The organism is Micromonospora sp. NPDC047756 (assembly GCF_055587245.1).
The window spans coordinates 604083-620115 of the sequence record NZ_JBVJGQ010000001.1; the positions used below are offsets into that span (position 1 = coordinate 604083).

General features: G+C 72.2%; 15 protein-coding genes. 6 read left to right on the forward strand and 9 right to left on the reverse strand.

Features of this window, described 5'->3' with window-relative positions:
* Positions 1-10 precede the first annotated feature (10 nt).
* From ACZ6NZ_RS02800 to mqnE, 3 genes are all read right to left on the reverse strand, one after another.
* Positions 11-286 (reverse strand): DUF4229 domain-containing protein, encoded by a 276-nt coding sequence (locus ACZ6NZ_RS02800; protein ID WP_366606175.1) that lies wholly within the window; start codon positions 284-286, stop codon positions 11-13.
* 73 nt (positions 287-359) lie between these two features.
* On the reverse strand, positions 360-797 hold the full coding sequence (locus tag ACZ6NZ_RS02805; RefSeq protein WP_465855187.1) for a hypothetical protein: 438 nt from the start codon (positions 795-797) through the stop codon (positions 360-362).
* Between the two features lie 23 nt (positions 798-820).
* Positions 821-1990 carry an aminofutalosine synthase MqnE gene (gene mqnE / locus ACZ6NZ_RS02810; RefSeq protein ID WP_238683249.1) on the reverse strand — a complete coding sequence of 390 codons (1170 nt, stop codon included), beginning with the start codon at positions 1988-1990 and terminating at the stop codon, positions 821-823.
* A 239-nt stretch (positions 1991-2229) separates the two neighbouring features.
* On the opposite strand from mqnE, the gene ACZ6NZ_RS02815 reads away from it, so the two are divergent.
* The 4 genes from ACZ6NZ_RS02815 (at position 2230) to ACZ6NZ_RS02830 (ending at position 8426) form a co-directional block, all read left to right on the forward strand.
* Entirely contained in the window at positions 2230-3807 is a 1578-nt protein-coding gene (locus tag ACZ6NZ_RS02815; protein ID WP_465855189.1) for a C40 family peptidase, read from the forward strand.
* 114 nt (positions 3808-3921) lie between these two features.
* The gene (locus tag ACZ6NZ_RS02820) at positions 3922-5481 is read left to right on the forward strand and encodes a hypothetical protein (RefSeq protein ID WP_465855191.1); all 1560 of its coding nucleotides are present in this window, start codon (positions 3922-3924) and stop codon (positions 5479-5481) included.
* 329 nt (positions 5482-5810) lie between these two features.
* Positions 5811-7703 carry a DEAD/DEAH box helicase gene (locus ACZ6NZ_RS02825; protein ID WP_465855915.1) on the forward strand — a complete coding sequence of 631 codons (1893 nt, stop codon included), beginning with the start codon at positions 5811-5813 and terminating at the stop codon, positions 7701-7703.
* Positions 7704-7805: 102 nt separating this feature from the next.
* Positions 7806-8426 (forward strand): putative glycolipid-binding domain-containing protein, encoded by a 621-nt coding sequence (locus ACZ6NZ_RS02830; RefSeq protein ID WP_366606179.1) that lies wholly within the window; start codon positions 7806-7808, stop codon positions 8424-8426.
* Between the two features lie 94 nt (positions 8427-8520).
* Here the strand turns inward: ACZ6NZ_RS02830 and cds1 are convergent, their stop codons facing one another.
* The 3 genes from cds1 to ACZ6NZ_RS02845 are packed head-to-tail and all read right to left on the reverse strand — an operon-like array spanning position 8521 to position 10984.
* Entirely contained in the window at positions 8521-9612 is a 1092-nt protein-coding gene (cds1, locus tag ACZ6NZ_RS02835) for an L-cysteine desulfhydrase Cds1 (RefSeq protein ID WP_366605872.1), read from the reverse strand.
* A 32-nt stretch (positions 9613-9644) separates the two neighbouring features.
* The gene (locus tag ACZ6NZ_RS02840) at positions 9645-10475 is read right to left on the reverse strand and encodes an SDR family NAD(P)-dependent oxidoreductase (RefSeq protein ID WP_465855193.1); all 831 of its coding nucleotides are present in this window, start codon (positions 10473-10475) and stop codon (positions 9645-9647) included.
* A 50-nt stretch (positions 10476-10525) separates the two neighbouring features.
* Positions 10526-10984: an Lrp/AsnC family transcriptional regulator gene (locus ACZ6NZ_RS02845; protein ID WP_091395696.1), complete on the reverse strand. Its 459-nt coding sequence runs from the start codon at positions 10982-10984 to the stop codon at positions 10526-10528.
* A gap of 270 nt (positions 10985-11254) precedes the next feature.
* Here ACZ6NZ_RS02845 and ACZ6NZ_RS02850 point away from each other — a divergent pair, with 270 nt between their 5' ends.
* Positions 11255-11521, forward strand: coding sequence for a BldC family transcriptional regulator (locus ACZ6NZ_RS02850; RefSeq protein ID WP_007454516.1), 267 nt, complete (start codon positions 11255-11257; stop codon positions 11519-11521).
* A 144-nt stretch (positions 11522-11665) separates the two neighbouring features.
* Here ACZ6NZ_RS02850 and ACZ6NZ_RS02855 read toward each other — a convergent pair whose 3' ends face one another.
* A complete protein-coding gene (locus ACZ6NZ_RS02855; protein ID WP_465855196.1) occupies positions 11666-12295 on the reverse strand; it encodes a UbiX family flavin prenyltransferase in 630 nt (209 codons plus the stop codon).
* A 152-nt stretch (positions 12296-12447) separates the two neighbouring features.
* Here ACZ6NZ_RS02855 and ACZ6NZ_RS02860 point away from each other — a divergent pair, with 152 nt between their 5' ends.
* Positions 12448-13422, forward strand: coding sequence for a terpene synthase family protein (locus ACZ6NZ_RS02860; RefSeq protein ID WP_465855198.1), 975 nt, complete (start codon positions 12448-12450; stop codon positions 13420-13422).
* On the opposite strand, the gene mqnP is transcribed toward ACZ6NZ_RS02860, so the two are convergent.
* Positions 13411-14385 (reverse strand): menaquinone biosynthesis prenyltransferase MqnP, encoded by a 975-nt coding sequence (gene mqnP / locus ACZ6NZ_RS02865; protein WP_465855200.1) that lies wholly within the window; start codon positions 14383-14385, stop codon positions 13411-13413. The two genes, ACZ6NZ_RS02860 and mqnP, sit on opposite strands and share 12 nt — an antisense overlap.
* Positions 14385-15845 (reverse strand): menaquinone biosynthesis decarboxylase, encoded by a 1461-nt coding sequence (locus ACZ6NZ_RS02870; RefSeq protein ID WP_465855202.1) that lies wholly within the window; start codon positions 15843-15845, stop codon positions 14385-14387. Before ACZ6NZ_RS02870 ends, mqnP begins: the two co-directional genes overlap by 1 nt.
* Positions 15846-16033 lie beyond the last annotated feature (188 nt).

The window sequence follows — 16033 nt, forward strand, 5'->3', positions numbered from 1 at the left end:
AACTTCATGATCAACGCGAGGGTTGGTCGGGGGTGGGGGGTTCGTCTTCGCCGGCCAGGGCGGAGCGGAGGCGTTCCTTCTCGGTGCGGCGGCGCTCGGTCGCCTCGGCGATCTCTCCGGCCATCTCGTCCCGCCAGCCACGCAGCAGGAAGAAGGAGAGCGCGGCGGAGAACACCAGCGCCAGCATCAGCTTCAGGAACACGTTCATGTCGACCAGCCAGAGGCCCGCCAGCACTGCGACGAACAGCCCGATCCGGCCCAGCGTGTACTTGAGCGCGGCACTCACCTGCACCACTCCGTTCTCTCCGTCGCCCGCCACTGCCGGCGGAAGGGTCGAGCCGCCCGACGGGCGGTCGCGGTCAGCCGGTCCGGCGGGCCAGCCAGCGGACACCCGGGAACCAGAGGGCCGCGTACGCCACCGTGAACGCCCCCGCCGCCAACGCCCCGGAGAGTAGCGGCGGCAACCCCGCACCCAGACCGGCGATCAGCAGCCCGGCGAACACCCCGACGGCAGCGGCGACCACCGCCGCCACCACCCGGGCCGCGCCGAACTCCCAGGCCCGGAAGTCGTCCCAGAACAGCCAGGCCGGCAGGATCACCGCCAGCCAACCGTTCGTGTGCCCGAAGTCGCCGGCGCCGATCGCCGCGAACGCCCAGTCGAACAACACCAACGCGAGCACCCCGATGACCAGGCCGGCCAGGCACACCCCGAGCAGATCGCCCAGGGTACGGATGCGGCCCTCGGCGTCCCGGCGGGGAAACCCGCTCTGCGGCTCAGGTCCTCGTTGCTCGGTCATCGACTGCGAGGGTACGTGGTGACTCAGGCCCAGACCTGCTGCGGCTCGGCGCGCCGCTGCGCCAGCGACGGGGCCTTGTCGTACTCCCGGACCACGTTGTAGCGGGTGTCCCGCTCGACGGGCTGGAAGCCGGCGTCCCAGATCAGGTGCAGCAGGTCGTCCCGGTGCATCGTGTTCGGGGTGCCGTACGAGTCGGCGTCGTGAGTGATCTTGTATTCGACGACGGAGCCGTCCAGGTCGTCCACGCCGAAGTTCAGCGAGAGCTGAGCCACCGACAGCCCGTGCATCACCCAGAAGTTCTTCAGGTGCGGCACGTTGTCGAAGAGCAGCCGGGAGACGGCGAACGTCTTCAACGACTCGGCCGGCGATGCCATCGTGGTGCGCGCCTGGATCCGGTTGCGGATCTTGCCGTCCGCCGAGTCGACGAAGTCGTGCTGGTAGCGCAACGGGATGAAGACCGCGAAGCCGCCGGTCTCGTCCTGCAACTCACGCAGCCGCAGCACGTGGTCGACGCGGTGCCGAGGCTCCTCGATGTGGCCGTACAGCATCGTCGCCGGGGTCTTCATGCCCTTGCTGTGCGCCAGGGCGTGGATGCGCGACCAGTCCTCCCAGTGGCAGGCGTGGTCGACGATGTGCTGCCGGACCTCCCAGTCGAAGATCTCCGCGCCGCCACCGGTCAGCGACTCCAGACCGGCGTCCATCAGCTCGTCGAGGATCTCGTCGGCACTCAGGCCGCTGATCTTCTCGAACCACTGCACCTCGGTCGCCGTGAAGCACTTGAGCTTGACGTTCGGCAGCGCCGCCTTCAGCTCACGCAGCACCTTCGGGTAGTAACGCCAGGGCAGCGTCGGGTGCAGGCCGTTGACGATGTGCAACTCGGTGAGCTGCTCGTCCTCCATCTCCTTGGCCTTGCGGACCGCCTCGTCGATGCGCATCGTGTACGCGTCCTTCTCGCCCGGCTTGCGCTGGAACGAGCAGTACGCACAGGACGCCGAGCAGACGTTCGTCAGGTTGAGGTGCCGGTTGACGTTGAACATCACCCGCTCGCCGTTCAGCTCGGTGCGCTTGTGGTGCGCCAGCCGCCCCAGCCAGGTCAGGTCGTCGCTCTCGTAGAGGGCGACCCCGTCCTCCCGGGTCAGCCGCTCACCGGCGTACACCTTCGCTTCGAGCTCACGCTTGAGTCCGGCGTCCATGGCACGTCCCTTCCACCTGCGGTCCGGATCGAGCGTACGTCGCGACACCGACGGGTCCGGCGGCACGGTCGCCGGCAGCGACCCACCTCACCAGACTCTCAGCCTCCCGTAACCCGACAACGCATCGACATGAGTGGCGCGGTGCGGTAGTAACAAGGTGGGGCGGAACACACACACTGGTACCGTCCCGGCGGTCGCGCCCACCGAGCGCGGCGACGAGTGGTTGGACGGGGAGCGGCATGGTCTACAGCGGGCGCGGGCGACGGCAGCGACGACGGAGCCCGGTGATCTCGCCGGTCCTGCGTCCGAAGCTCTGGGCCGCCCTGCTCGGCGCGATCGCCGCAGCCGTGCTGGCCACCCCCGCGTACGCGGAGCCCGGCGTGCCGACCACGGTGCCGGACACGGGTTCGCGCCCGGCCGTCACCGGCTCGCTCCAACTGCCGGGCAGCGCTCCGGTCGCCGGCGTGCCCGCCCCTCCGGTGGTCAACATCGGCAACGGTCCGCTGGCCACCGCGATCTCCGCCGGTGAGGTCCAGGTCGGCGCGCTCGGCGAGGAGTTGCTGGTGAGTCGGCAGCAACGCGTCGACGCGCAGGCGCAGCTCGACGCGGCCGGCAAGGCGCTGGCGACCGCGCAGGACGCCCTGCTCCGCGCCCAGCAGTCGGCCGACACCGCCGCCACCGAGGCCGTCAAGGCCGCCGCCGCGCTGCCGCCGGGCGACTTCGCCAAGGACATCCGCGGGCTCAGCCGCCTCCAGGCGATCACCCGCGGCGAGAAGGTCGACGGCGGCACCACCGGCGTGGCCGGGGAGCTGTCCCGGGCCCGCGCGGGCGAGCAGGCCGCCTACCAGAAGCACAGCCAGGCCAAGGATCTGCTGACCGCCGCCGAGGCGAAGTTCACCGCCGGTGAGACGGCGCTGCGCACCGCCGAGGCGAGCCTGCTCAAGCTCCGCCGGGACAACGCCGCCGCGCTGATTCAGATCGAACGTCAGCAGGAAGCCGCCGAACAGCAGATCGGCGCCGGCTACGTCACCGACCAGAGCATCAGCGGCATGGCCGCGCACCCCCGGGCACTGGCCGCGGTCCGGTACGCGCTCGCCCAGCTCGGTGACCCGTACAAGTGGTCCGAGGAGGGGCCGAACGAGTTCGACTGCTCGGGCCTGATGTGGGCGGCGTACCGGTCCCCCGGCGCCGACTACTTCGACCTGCCACGGGTCTCCCGCGACCAGTACGCCGCCACCCGGGGCCGCACCGTCCCGCAGAGCGCGCTGCTCCCCGGCGACCTGCTCTTCTTCGCCTCGGGCAGCAGCTGGACCACGATCCACCACGTCGGCATGTACATCGGCAACGGCAAGATGGTGCAGGCACCCACCACTGGTGACGTCGTCAAGATCTCGGTCGTCCGCTGGTCCCGGCTGTACGCGGCCACCCGGGTGATCGGCGCGGTGCCGGCACCGGTCGTGACCAACCCGACTCCGCCCGTCTCGACCCCGAAGCCGACGCCCACCCCGTCGCCGACGAAGACCACCAAGCCGACGCCGACCCCGTCGCCCACGAAGACCACCACCCCGAAGCCCACCGAGAGCGCGACGCCCACGCCGACGCCGACGCTGACGACCACCCCGACGCCCACCCCGACCCTCAGCACCACGCCGAAGCCGTCGAACACCCCGAGCAACACCCCGAGCAACACCCCGACGACGCTGCCCTCGGCACCGACCAACGCGCCGACCAGCGCGTCTCCGACGACCACACCGAAGGCCAGCACGAGCGCGACGGGCAGTAGCAGCGCGACGGGCACCCCGAGCGCCACGGGCTGATCCGCCACGACCGGCTCCGGCTGTCCGCCCGGGAAGATCTGTGGCACGGTGACAACCAGGCACATCCGACTCGACGTCACGGGTCCGGGTGCGAGCATGGCGCGGAGGGCGGAAATGGCCGAGCAGAGAGATCCGGCGGAGACTGTCGACCCCGTGGTCGACCAGGCCGGCCCACCGGGGCCGGCTGCCGCCGACCCGGCCGGCCCACCGAGGCTCGACCCCGTGGTCGACCAGGCCGGCGGGTCGGACACTGCCGAGCCGGCGGCTACCAGCGACGCCACTCCGGCCGCCACCAGCTCCACAGACAGCGCCACCAGCTCGACGGACGCCGGCTCCGCCGACAGCGACGACGCCCCGGCGGTCAGCGGCACGGCTGGCGGTGGCACGGCAGTCAGCGGCACGGCGGCGGTCGTCGCTGACGACTCGACCGACGCCGATGACGACGCGTCGGCCGGCGATGAGCGCCAGAGCCCGGCGGCGGCACCGGTACGCGCACGTGCCAGCGTCGTGACCGCCGGTGCCCTCCGCAGTGACTTGCCGGCCAGCGCTCCGGTCGCCGCGACCACCTACCGTGCGACCGGATCGGCCAGCCCAGCCGACGTGTCGTTGCCGGGCCAGCGAAGCGACTCCTCCGCGCCGGCCCGGGCCAGCGCCACGGTCCCCAGCAGCAGTCGGGGCACTGCCAGCGCCCTGGGCACCCCGGACCGTCGCGAGAGCGCGCCCGCCGTCTATCGAGCCGCGCCGGTTGGTGCCGAGCCGGCCCAGCCTCCGACGCCGTCGACTCCGGAACCGGAGCCGGACCCCACACCACCCGGCCCTGGGCCGACCCAGCCGTCGCCACCGGAACCGGAGCCCGCGCCGGCCCCGGGTCCGTACCCGCCCGGTCCGGCACCGACGCCGGGTCCCCGACCGACGCCGCCCGGTCCGGTTCCCCCTCTTCCGGGCCCGCCGTCCCCGCCGCCCTCGCCGATGCCGCCCATCCCCGGTCCGCCGACGCCGCCCGTCCCGAGCCCGCCGCTGCCGCCACCCGGTCCGCCGGTGCCGGCACCACCGGCCCCGCCCGGCCCGATGCCGGCGCCCCCGTTTCCGCCGCCGCCCGCGATGACCGACACGCCCGGCGTACGGGCCGGCGCCTCGGTCTCCGCACCACCGGCCGGGTGGTCGTCCCCCGCCGGGGCGCCCCGATCGACGTCCGGTGCCGAATGGGCCGGCACAGCCGTCTCCGCGCCACCAGTGGTGCCCGCACCAGCACTGCCGAGCTGGCCACCGTCCACGGCCGGGGCACCTTCGTCGACCGCGAACGCCGGAAGCTCGCGTGTGACAGCGCCGCCGAGCGGCCCGCCGGCCGGGTCCACCGGGCGGGACGCTGCCGGCGCCCGTGGTGGGCGGCGCGACAACCGCACCGATCTGGCCGGCACCGTCTACGGCAACGGCGAGGGCGCTGGCTTCGCCACTGTCGCGATACCCGCCAACGCGGTGGAGACCTCCGGCTCGCTGACCGGGCACATCCTGGCTCAGGGGTGGTCCGACACGCCGACCGAGCGGTCCACCAACGCCCGGGTGATGATCGTCCTGGCCGCCGCTCTGGGGCTGCTGGTGGCGATCAGTGTCATGGTCGTCCTGCTGGCCGGCGACGCCCTGGACGGTCTGGTGGGCAGCGTGCTCAACGGGTGAGCCAGCGAGCGCCGGCGATGGTGAGTCCGCCCACTACGGTCGGTCAACCGGCTGGCGGCTTCGCCAGACCGCCGTACACTGGATGAGATCACTGACCCGGCGCGCGTGGTGTGCGCCCCTGGGCGATCTTGCGGGCGATCCGGCGGCACAGCCGCGGCAGGCCATCGCGAAGATGCGCCCCGCTCGAAAGGTTTTTGTTGACCACCTCTGCTGACCACAGCACCGTTACGTCCGTTTTCAACTCAGTCCCGGCGGCCGACGCCGCCCGGGAGCAGCTCGACGTCGCCCCGAGCGAGGCCGGCACCCCTGCGGTCGAGACCGCCGAGCCGATGAGCTTCGCCGCTCTCGGCCTTCCGGAGCAGTTGGTCCGCGCGCTGGGCCAGCAGGGCATCACCAGCCCGTTCGAGATCCAGCGGGCCACCGTTCCGGACGCGCTCGCCGGTCGCGACGTGCTCGGCCGCGGGCAGACCGGTTCGGGCAAGACGCTCGCCTTCGGTCTGCCGATGATCGCCCGGCTGGCCAACCGCAACCGGGCCCGGCCGATGCGTCCGCGCGCCCTGGTCCTGGTGCCCACCCGCGAGCTGGCCATGCAGGTCAACGACGCCCTGGTGCCGTTGGGCAAGTCCGTCGGCATCTTCCTCAAGACCGCCGTCGGCGGCGTTCCGTACGACCGTCAGATCGACGCGCTGCGCCGCGGCGTGGAGATCATCGTGGCCACCCCGGGCCGGCTCGGCGACCTCATTGAGCGGGGCATCTGCCAGCTCGACGACGTCGAGGTGACGGTGCTCGACGAGGCCGACCAGATGGCTGACATGGGCTTCCTGCCCGAGGTGACCGACCTGCTGGCGAAGACGCCCTCGAACGGTCAGCGGCTGCTCTTCTCGGCTACCCTGGACGGTGACGTCGACGCGCTGGTCAAGCGGTTCATGACCGACCCGGTCACCCACTCCACGGCGCCCTCCACCGCTTCGGTGTCCACCATGGACCACCACATGCTGTTGATCCCGCCGCACGAGAAGTTCCCGGTGGCGGCCTCGATCGCCGCCCGGGACGGCCGGACCATGGTCTTCGCCCGCACCCAGCTCGGGGTGGACCGGCTGGTCGAGCAGCTCGCGGCCGTCGGCGTACGCGCCGGTGGGCTGCACGGCGGCAAGACCCAGCGGATGCGCACCAAGACGCTCGCCGAGTTCCGTGAGGGCCGGATGAACGTGCTGGTCGCCACGGACGTGGCGGCGCGAGGCATCCACGTCGACGGGGTCACCCTGGTGCTGCACGTCGACCCGCCGAAGGACCCCAAGGACTACCTGCACCGCGCGGGGCGTACCGCCCGGGCCGGCGAGTCGGGCGCGGTCGCCACGCTGGTTCTGCCCAAGCAGCGCCGTACCACCCTGGCGATGATGGAGAAGGCCGGCGTCGCGCCGGCCGAGACCCGGGTCCGGGTCGGGGACGCGGCGCTGGCCGAGCTGGTCGGCGCCCGCGAGCCCAGTGGCGTGCCGGTTCGCGTCGAGGCGGAGCCCCGGGGCTACGGCGACCGCTCCGGCGGTCCGCGCCGGTTCGGTGACCGCCCGCAGGGCGAGCGGCGCTACGGCGACCGGCCCACCGGCGAGCGGCGCTACGGCGACCGCCCGCAGGGCGACCGGGGCTACGGAGGTCGGCCTACCGGCGAGCGGCGTTTCGGCGACCGCCCGCAGGGCGACCGGGGCTACGGCGACCGGCCCACCGGCGAGCGCCGCTACAGCGACCGCCCGCAGGGCGACCGGGGCTACGGAGGTCGGCCGCAGGGCGACCGCAGCTACAGCGACCGGCCCACCGGCGAGCGCCGCTACAGCGACCGACCGCAGGGTGAGCGGCGCTTCGGCGACCGGCCGCAGGGCGACCGCAGCTTCGGCGACCGGCCGCAGGGCGACCGCGGCTACGGCGACCGGCCGCAGGGCGAGCGGCGTTACGCCGATCGGGACAGCCGGGGCTACGGCGACCGGCCGCAGGGCGAGCGTCGGTTCGGCGACCGGCCGCAGTTCGGTGACCGCGACGGTCGGGGCGACCGACCGACCGGCGAGCGGCGCTTCGGCGACCGGCCACAGGGTGACCGGCGCTTCGGCGACCGGGACGCTCGGGGCGGTTTCCGCTCGGAGAGCCGGGTCCGGGATGACCGGCCCCGCGATGACCGCCCGCGTGACGATCGGCGCGGTTTCGGCGGGCGACCGGCAGCTCGTACCCACTGATTGATCTACCGAACGCCGTCGTGAAGCCCCGGCTTCGCGGCGGCGTTCGCGCATGTCCTGCCGATACCGAGCGGGTCGCGTAACGTCCGGCTCATGCCGACCATGCCGAAGTCGATCTTCTGGTCCCGGACGGACACCGCCGGCAGCGAGCAGGTTCTGCTCGACGACGGCCATGGGTTGACGGCCCGGGGCACCCTGCTCGCCGTGGACCCCATCCCGTGGACCGCCCGCTACCAGCTGACCACCACGCCGGACTGGGCCACCACCCGCGTCGAGGTCGAGGCAGAGGGTCTCGGCTGGCTGCGTCGGGTGACCCTCGAGCGGGCCACCGGCCGCTGGCGGGTGACCACCGCCGAGCAGGGCGACCTCGACGCCGCACTGGTCGCGGCCGGTCATCCCCGAGCCGGTCTGCCGGGTACGGACGACCCGGACCGGCTGGCCGACGCGCTCGACGTCGACCTGAGCGGTTCGCCGCTGTTCAACACCCTGCCGGTCCACCGGCTTCGGATGGCGGCGGAGCCGGCCGATGTGGCGCACCGGATCACAGTCGCCTGGGTGCTGCTGCCCGGCCTGGAGGTGGTGCCGGCGGAGCAGATCTACACCGGGCGCGGGCCCGGTCGGGTGCGCTTCGCCAGCGGCACCTTCACCGCCGACATCGATCTGGACGACAGCGGCTACGTGGTGCGCTACCCCGGGCTGGCCGAACGGATCGACCCACGCTGATCCGAATCGTGGCGGGCCAGAGGGCCTGGCCACTCCGCCCTGGGTGGGTCAGCCCCCGCTGACGGCCCAGGAGGGCCGGGCTGCGCCGACCGCGTCAGGCGGGCCAGCTCCCGCTGGTCAGGAAGCGGTCGATGGTGGCCAGGTGCGGAGCCAGGTCGAGGCCCTGGGCGGCCACCCAGTCGTCGGCGTAGTACGTGTCGGCGTACCGGTCGCCCGGGTCGCAGATCAGGGTGACCACCGAGCCGGTCCGACGCTCGGCGAGCATCGCGGCGATCAGACCGAAGGCGCCCCACAGGTTGGTGCCGGTGGACCCGCCCACCCGGCGGCCGAGCAGCGCCGAGCCGGCCCGCATGGCGGCCAGGGACGCCGCGTCCGGCACCTGGACCATCCGGTCCACCACCGAGGGCAGGAACGACGCCTCCACGGTGGGCCGGCCGATCCCCTCGATGCGGGAGCCCTTCCCGGTGCGTACGGACCAGTCGGCGGCCAGCCAGGCCGGGTAGAACGCCGAGTTCTCCGGGTCGACGACGCAGAGCTTGGTGGCGAGCCGGCGGTACCGGGCGTATCGGCCGATGGTCGCGCTGGTGCCCCCGGTGCCGGCGCCCACCACCACCCAGGCGGGGATCGGGTGCCGTTCCAACTCCAACTGCGCGTAGATCGACTCGGCGATGTTGTTGTTGCCCCGCCAGTCCGTCGCCCGCTCGGCGTAGGTGAACTGGTCCATGAAATGTCCGCCGGAGTCCTCGGCGAGCCACCGGGCCTCGACCACCACGCTCGCCGGGTCGTCGACCAGGTGACACCGGCCGCCCTGGAACTCGATCTGCGTGATCTTCTCGGGCGAGGTGGAGGCGGGCATCACCGCGATGAACGGCAGGCCCAGCATCCGGGCGAAGTACGCCTCGGAGACCGCCGTCGAGCCCGACGACGCCTCGACGATCGTGGTGCGCGGCCCGATCCAGCCGTTGCAGAGGCCGTAGAGGAACAGTGAACGGGCCAGCCGGTGCTTCAGCGAGCCGGTGGGGTGTGACGACTCGTCCTTGAGGTAGAGGTCGATCCCCCACTCCCTGGGCAGCGGGAACGGCAGCAGGTGGGTGTCGGCGGAGCGGTTGGCGTCTGCCTCGACGGCCGCGATCGCCTCGGTCACCCAGGTTCGGCTGGATTCGTCGCACCGGTCGAGATGAGTCACGCTCGGAAACCTAGCAAGCGGGCCAGCGGTGGTCAGCGCGGGTCCGGCGGCGTTGACCTGCGGCGTTGCCGGCGCTGACCGGCGCGGCCGGCGGCCCGGACGATCGGGGTGAGCGCGACGGCCAGCCTGGGCAGCGCGTCCAGCAGGCGCACCTGCGCTCCCCGCCAGCGGGGCAGGCTGACCACCGGACGTGGCCGGCGGGCCAGCCGGACGGCCCGCGCCGCGACCTGCTGCGCGGTCAGCATCGACCCGGTGAACGAGGCGACCGCCCCCGGGTCGTCCAGCCGGTCGTGCAGCATCGGGGTCCAGATGCCGTCCGGGCAGAGGCAGGAGACGTGCACCCGCCGGTACCCGGCCATCCGCAGGTCGGACAGGGTGCCGAGGCTGAAGGCCAGCAGGGCGTGTTTGCTGGCCGCGTACACCGTCTCGCCGGGCGCGGCGACCAGCCCGGCCAGCGAGACGACATTGACCACGTGGCCGTGGCCCTGGGCGCGCATCACGGCCAGCGCGGCGAGGGTGCCGTTCATGGCCCCGTGGGTGTTCACGTCGAGCAGCCGACGGCGGGTCGCCGCGTCGTGCTCCCACGACGCACCGGTGACCAGGATGCCGGCGTTGTTGACCCAGAGGGCGAGGTCACCCCGGCCTGTCGCGTCCGCGGCGACGGCGGCGCAGGCGGCCTCGTCCCGGACGTCCAGGGCGGCCGACCAGCCGCCGAGCGGCGCGGCGGCGGCCCGCACCGCCACCGGATCAAGGTCGGTGAGCAGCACCGACCAACCGTCGGTGTGCAGCGCGGTGGCGATGGCACGGCCCAGGCCGCCGGCAGCGCCGGTCACCACGGCCACGGGACGCACCGGCTCGGTCACCGGCGCACGCTACCGCCGGCCGCCCGGACGACACCAGGGGTACGCGGCGGTCAGGCCGCGGGCGGGCCGACCGGCTGGGGGCGGTTCTCCCACTTGGTGGAGAGCGCGATGGCGGTACGGGTGGAGGCCACCCCCGGCGTCCGGTTCAACCGCACGATCAACTGCTCCAGCTCGGCGATCGTGCCGACCCGCGCCTTGAGCAGGAACGACTCCACCCCGGCCATGAAGTAGCAGGACTCGATCTCGGGCAGTACCCGCAGCGACTCCAGCATGTCGTCGCTGTCGGCGCCGGAGTCCTCGACGATGCCGATCAGCGCCGTGACACCCAACCCGATCGACTCCGGGGCCACGTCCGCGCGGTAGCCCCGGACGACGCCGCTGCTCTCCAGCTTGCCGACCCGCTCGTGCACGGCCGGCGCCGAGAGACCCACCTGACGGGCCAGCTCGGCGTACGAGAGGCGGGCGTTGCCGCGCAGCAGGTCGACGAGGCTCAGGTCGATGGCATCCACAGAGAGTCACCTTAACCGCTGACGCGTAACGTGCGGCCTTCGGCACCCGTTGGACTGAGCGGTGAGTCACTGTTCATAAACCGCCGGTCAGGGTCGAGGTAGCACCAGTAACATTACTAACTCCCCACTCAGTGCATTTTTCGCGTTTGGGCGGACAGGCCATGTCCCTGGTGCTGTAATTGCCATACGTCCCTCATGACGGCTCTGGGCTACGCACCAGCCGGGGGCAGTGTGTTCAGCCGGGGGCTTCGTCGACGCGAGGAGGGGGCTGTGGACACTGGAGATCGCCTGCTGACACCGGGTGAGGTCGCCGCGCTGTTTCGGGTAGACCCGAAAACTGTGACGAGATGGGCGGCGGCCGGCCGGATAGGAAGCATCCGGACTCCAGGCGGGCATCGCCGGTTTCGGGAATCCGAGGTGCGAGCCCTGCTTGAGGGGGAGGGCATGCTGGACGAGGTGGATGAGGTCGGTAAGCCACGCAATGTGGGGCCGGCGGCATCCACGGGGCCGGGTCCGGCCAACGCCGGCATGTACTGAACTGGTGCGGACAACGCCACGCGGACCGGACACCAGTCCGGTCCGCGTCCCGCTTCGGCCAACCGCCGGGCGGCAGCACCGCTCGTGCTGAGTGGCACAACCATGCCCAGCAGGAGCGGGCCGGGTCACCCCGTGCGGGACGGCTCAGCTCCGGGCTGCGCCGAGCTGGCCGGACCACCGTCGGAACAGGGTGTGCGGGACGCCGAGCGCGTCCAGCACCTTGCCGGCCACGAAGTCGACCAGTTGCTGCGCGCTGGCCGCCGCGCCGGCACCGTAGAAGCCGGGGCTGGCCGGCAGCACCACCGCGCCCGCGTCGTGCAGGGCGATGAGGTGCTCCAGGTGGCTGCGGGTCACCGGTGTCTCCCGGGGGACCAGCACCACGGGACGGCGTTCCTTGAGGTTGACCTCGGCGGCACGCTGCAACAGATCCTTGGAGAGCCCGATCGCGATGCCCGCGCAGGCGGCCGTGCTGGCCGGGACCACTGCCATTCCGCGTACCCGGTAGGAGCCGCTGCTCGGCCCGGCGGCCAGGTCGCCGGCCGGCCAGTGCCGCACATCCGCCGTGGCCAGGTCCCGATCCAGCCAGGCGGCGAGGTCCTCGGCCCAGTGCCCGTCACGGAAGGAGCGGCCGGTCTCGTCGAGCACAGTGAGTCGCGCCGCCCGGGACACGATCAGGTCCACCGGCTCGCCCGCGTCGAGCAGTCCGCCGATGACAGCCGCCGCGTACGGCGTGCCGGAGGCACCGGAGACCCCGACCACCCATGGTTCCCGCATCCCCCCAGCCTGCCTGGTCCGGCTGGCCCGCCGGTGGGCACCCCCGTGGTTGGTCCGGTCCGACATGTCGGGCGGGGCGCCGGCGCAACCCGCCGACCTGACATGCTGCCGCTGGCGATTCGCACCGGATCCATCTCGAAGAGGAGGCATCGGTGACGACCGGCGAGATTCTCCGGGCGCTGCGTGCCGAGTGCCCGATCCCGCCACGGCGCCCACCACCACACGTCGATCGAGTGCAGGCCTGGCTGCTCGATCTGCTGCCCGAGCTCGGCTTCCCACTGGACGACGCCGCGCTGCGCCGGCTGTCCCAGGGCGCCTTCGCCCGGTACGCCGCGAGGCTCTACCCGGCGGCGACCGAAGCCGACCTGCGGGTGCTGGCCGCGATCTTCACCTGGTTCTTCCTGGTCGATGACGCCTGCGACGGGCCGGACCGGTTGACGCCGGAGCAGATCCGGGCGCTGCGCAACGGCACCCTGGCGCTCCTGCACGACGGCGCCCGGCTGCGGCAGGCCGGGCTGACCGGCTCGCTGCGCCGACTGCTGGTGCTGGCCTGGCGGGAGCCGCGCCGCCGGATGCCGGCACGGTGGCGGCAGCGTTTCGCCGACGCGGTGGCCCGACACCTCGACGGCACCTGGCAGGAGGCCGTCAGCAAGGAGGCTGGCCGCCGCCCGAGCGTGGACGAGTACGTCGAGCTCCGTCGGTCGACCTCGGCGGCGGAGGTGTCGTACCCGCTCGTGGAGTTCGTCAACGGCCGGCTGTTGCCCGACCCGGTCTACCACCACCCGCTGCTGCGTCAGATCGCCCGCACCGGCAACGACCTGCTCTCCTGGTACAACGACCTGGCCTCCCTGAGACGGGATCGGGTGGCCGCCGGCGGGCACAACCTGGTCCTCGCCATCGAGGCCGAACTGGGCGTTTCGGAGGCGGAGGCGGCCGAGCGTGCTGCCGAGCACTGGCGGGAGGCGATGCGGCGCTTCGTCGCGTTGCGGGCCGCGGTGCCGTCGTTCGGCCCGGCGTTGGACGAGGCGGTCGCCGACCATCTCGACGGGGTCGCGAACGCCGTGCGCGGCACCATCGACTGGACCTTCGAGAGCGCGCGCTACCCGGTCAGCACCTCAGGGCCGTAGGCCGAGCCGGATCACCAGGTCGAGCAGGGCGAAGAAGAACAGCGCGATGCCGACGAACCCGTTCGCGGTGAAGAACGCCCGGTTGACCTTGCTGAGGTCGGTCGGGGTGACCACCAGGTGCTGGTAGGCGAACGCCACGGCGGTCAGCGCCAGCCCGATCCACCAGAGCCAGCCGAGACCGATCAGCGCACCGAACCAGGCGAACAGCGCGAAGGTCACCACGTGCGCGACCGAGGACGCGTGCAGAGCGAAGCGCCGACCGTACCGGGCGGGCACGCTGTGCACGCCGATCTCCCGGTCGATCTCGGAGTCCTGGCAGGCGTAGATCAGGTCGAAGCCGCCGATCCACAGCCCCACCGCCGCGCCGAGCAGCCAGGCCGGCCCGGACCCGTCCAGGGTGCCGGTGACCGCCAGCCAGGCGCCGACCGGGCCGACCGCCTGGGCGATACCGAGGATGGCGTGCGGCCAGTTGGTGAACCGCTTGGCGTAGGGGTAGACGACCAGCGGCACCACGGCGAGCGGCGCGAGCACCAGGCAGAGCGGGTTGAGCAGGGCGGCGGCGGCAAGGAAGACCACGAGTGCGACGGCCGCGCCGGTCCAGGCCGTGCGGACGCTCACCGCTCCGGTGACCAGTTCCCGACCGGCGGTACGCGGGTTCCGCGCGTCGATCTCGCGATCGAGGATCCGGTTGGCGGCCATCGCGAACGTCCGCGCCCCGACCATCGCCACGGTGATCAGCAGCAGGTCGAGCCACCGTACCCGCCCGCCGGCACCCTGCATCGCGGCGAGCGCGGAGAGGAACGCGAACGGCAGCGCGAAGACGGAGTGCTCGACGGCGACGAGCTTCAGGAAGGCCCGCACCCTCGTCCGCGATCTTGCACTTTCTGCGGCGACAGAAGCGGAGGAAGGGGAGGAATCGTCGACCGAAAGTGCAAGATCGCGGGGGTTGTCGGTGGTGGCCATCAGATTCCGTACTCCTTCCAGCGCTTGTCGACCAGAGACGTGACCTCGGGACTCATGCGCATCTCCTCCGGCCAGCCGCGGGTGTAGCCCTCGGTGGGTAGCTTGCGGGTCGCGTCGACGCCCGCCTTGCCGCCCCAGAACTGCTGGTACGACGCGTGGTCGAGGTGGTCCACCGGGCCCTCGGTGAGCAGCAGATCGCGCGAGTAGTCGACGTTGCCGAAGGCGCGGAAGGCGACCTCGTTGTAGTCGTGCACGTCGCAGTCCTCGTCGACGATCACGATCAGCTTGGTCAGCGACATCATGTGCGCGCCCCAGATCGCGTTCATCACCTTCTGGGCATGCTTCGGGTAGCGCTTACGGATCGACACGATCGCGCAGTTGTGGAAGACCCCGGCGGCGGGCAGGTTGTAATCGACGATGTCCGGGATCAGGAAGCGCAGCAGTGGTGCGAAGATCCGCTCGGTGGCCTTGCCGAGGCCGTGGTCCTCCTGCGGCGGCTGCGACGTGACGATCGAGTGGTAGACGGGGTTGCGCTGCATGGTCATCGCTTCGATGTGCATCACCGGGAACGGCTCGACCGGCGTGTAGAAGCCGGTGTGGTCGCCGAACGGGCCCTCCGGCAGTCGCTCGCCCGGCTCGATGTAACCCTCCAGCACGATCTGCGCGTGCGCCGGCACCTGCAGCGGCACGGTCAGGCAGTCGACCATCTCGACCCGCTCGCCGCTCAGGAAACCGGCGAACAGGTACTCGTCGATGTCCGCGGGCAGTGGCGCGCTGGCCGAGTAGGCGACCGCGGGGTCGGCACCGATGGCGATCGCGACCGGCAGGCGCTGCCCGAGCCGCTCGGCGACCGCGTGGTGCGCCGTGGAGTTCTTGTGGATCTGCCAGTGCATGCCGATGGTGTTGTGCGAGTGCTGCTGGAGGCGGTAGAGCCCGAGGTTCCGCTTGCCCGTCTCGGGGTGCTTGGTGTGGGTCAACCCGAAGTTGTGGAAGATCCCGCCGTCGCCCGGCCAGACCTGCAGACCGGGCAACCGGTTGAGGTCGACGTCGTCGCCGCGGTAGACCACCTGCTGGCAGGGGGCCGTCTTGACCTTCTTCGGCGGCATCGACTTGAGCTGCATGACCTTGCCGAGCCCGCCCATCATGCCCGAGAAGCCCTGCGGCAGTTCCGGCTTGAGCATCTCGCCGATCCGCGCGCCGATCTCGTCGAGGTCATCCACCCCGAGCGCCATCGCCATCCGCTTCTCGGTGCCGAACAGGTTGATCGCCACCGGCATCTCGCCCCGGGTCGGACGCTCGAAGAGCAGCGCCGGGCCGCCGGCCCGCACCGTGCGGGTGACCACCTCGCTGATCTCCAGAGTCGGGTCGACCGGGACGTCGACCCGGCGCAACTCCCCCGCGCGCTCCAGCGCCGCGAGAAAGTCCTTGAGATCGGTGTACGGGAAGCCACGAGCCGCCATGTCGCCCAGTCTCCCGCACCGGCTCCCGAACGGCCCAAGCCGGGTGCTGTGAGATCGCCCCCTGCCCGCGGCGGGCGGCGGCCGTAGATCGACTCGGCTTTCAGGAAGTCGCGGTGTCCCGGGCCGCCGGACACCGCGACTTCAAGGAAGGCGAGTGGATCAACCGGCAGGACCCGAACCTCGCGGGC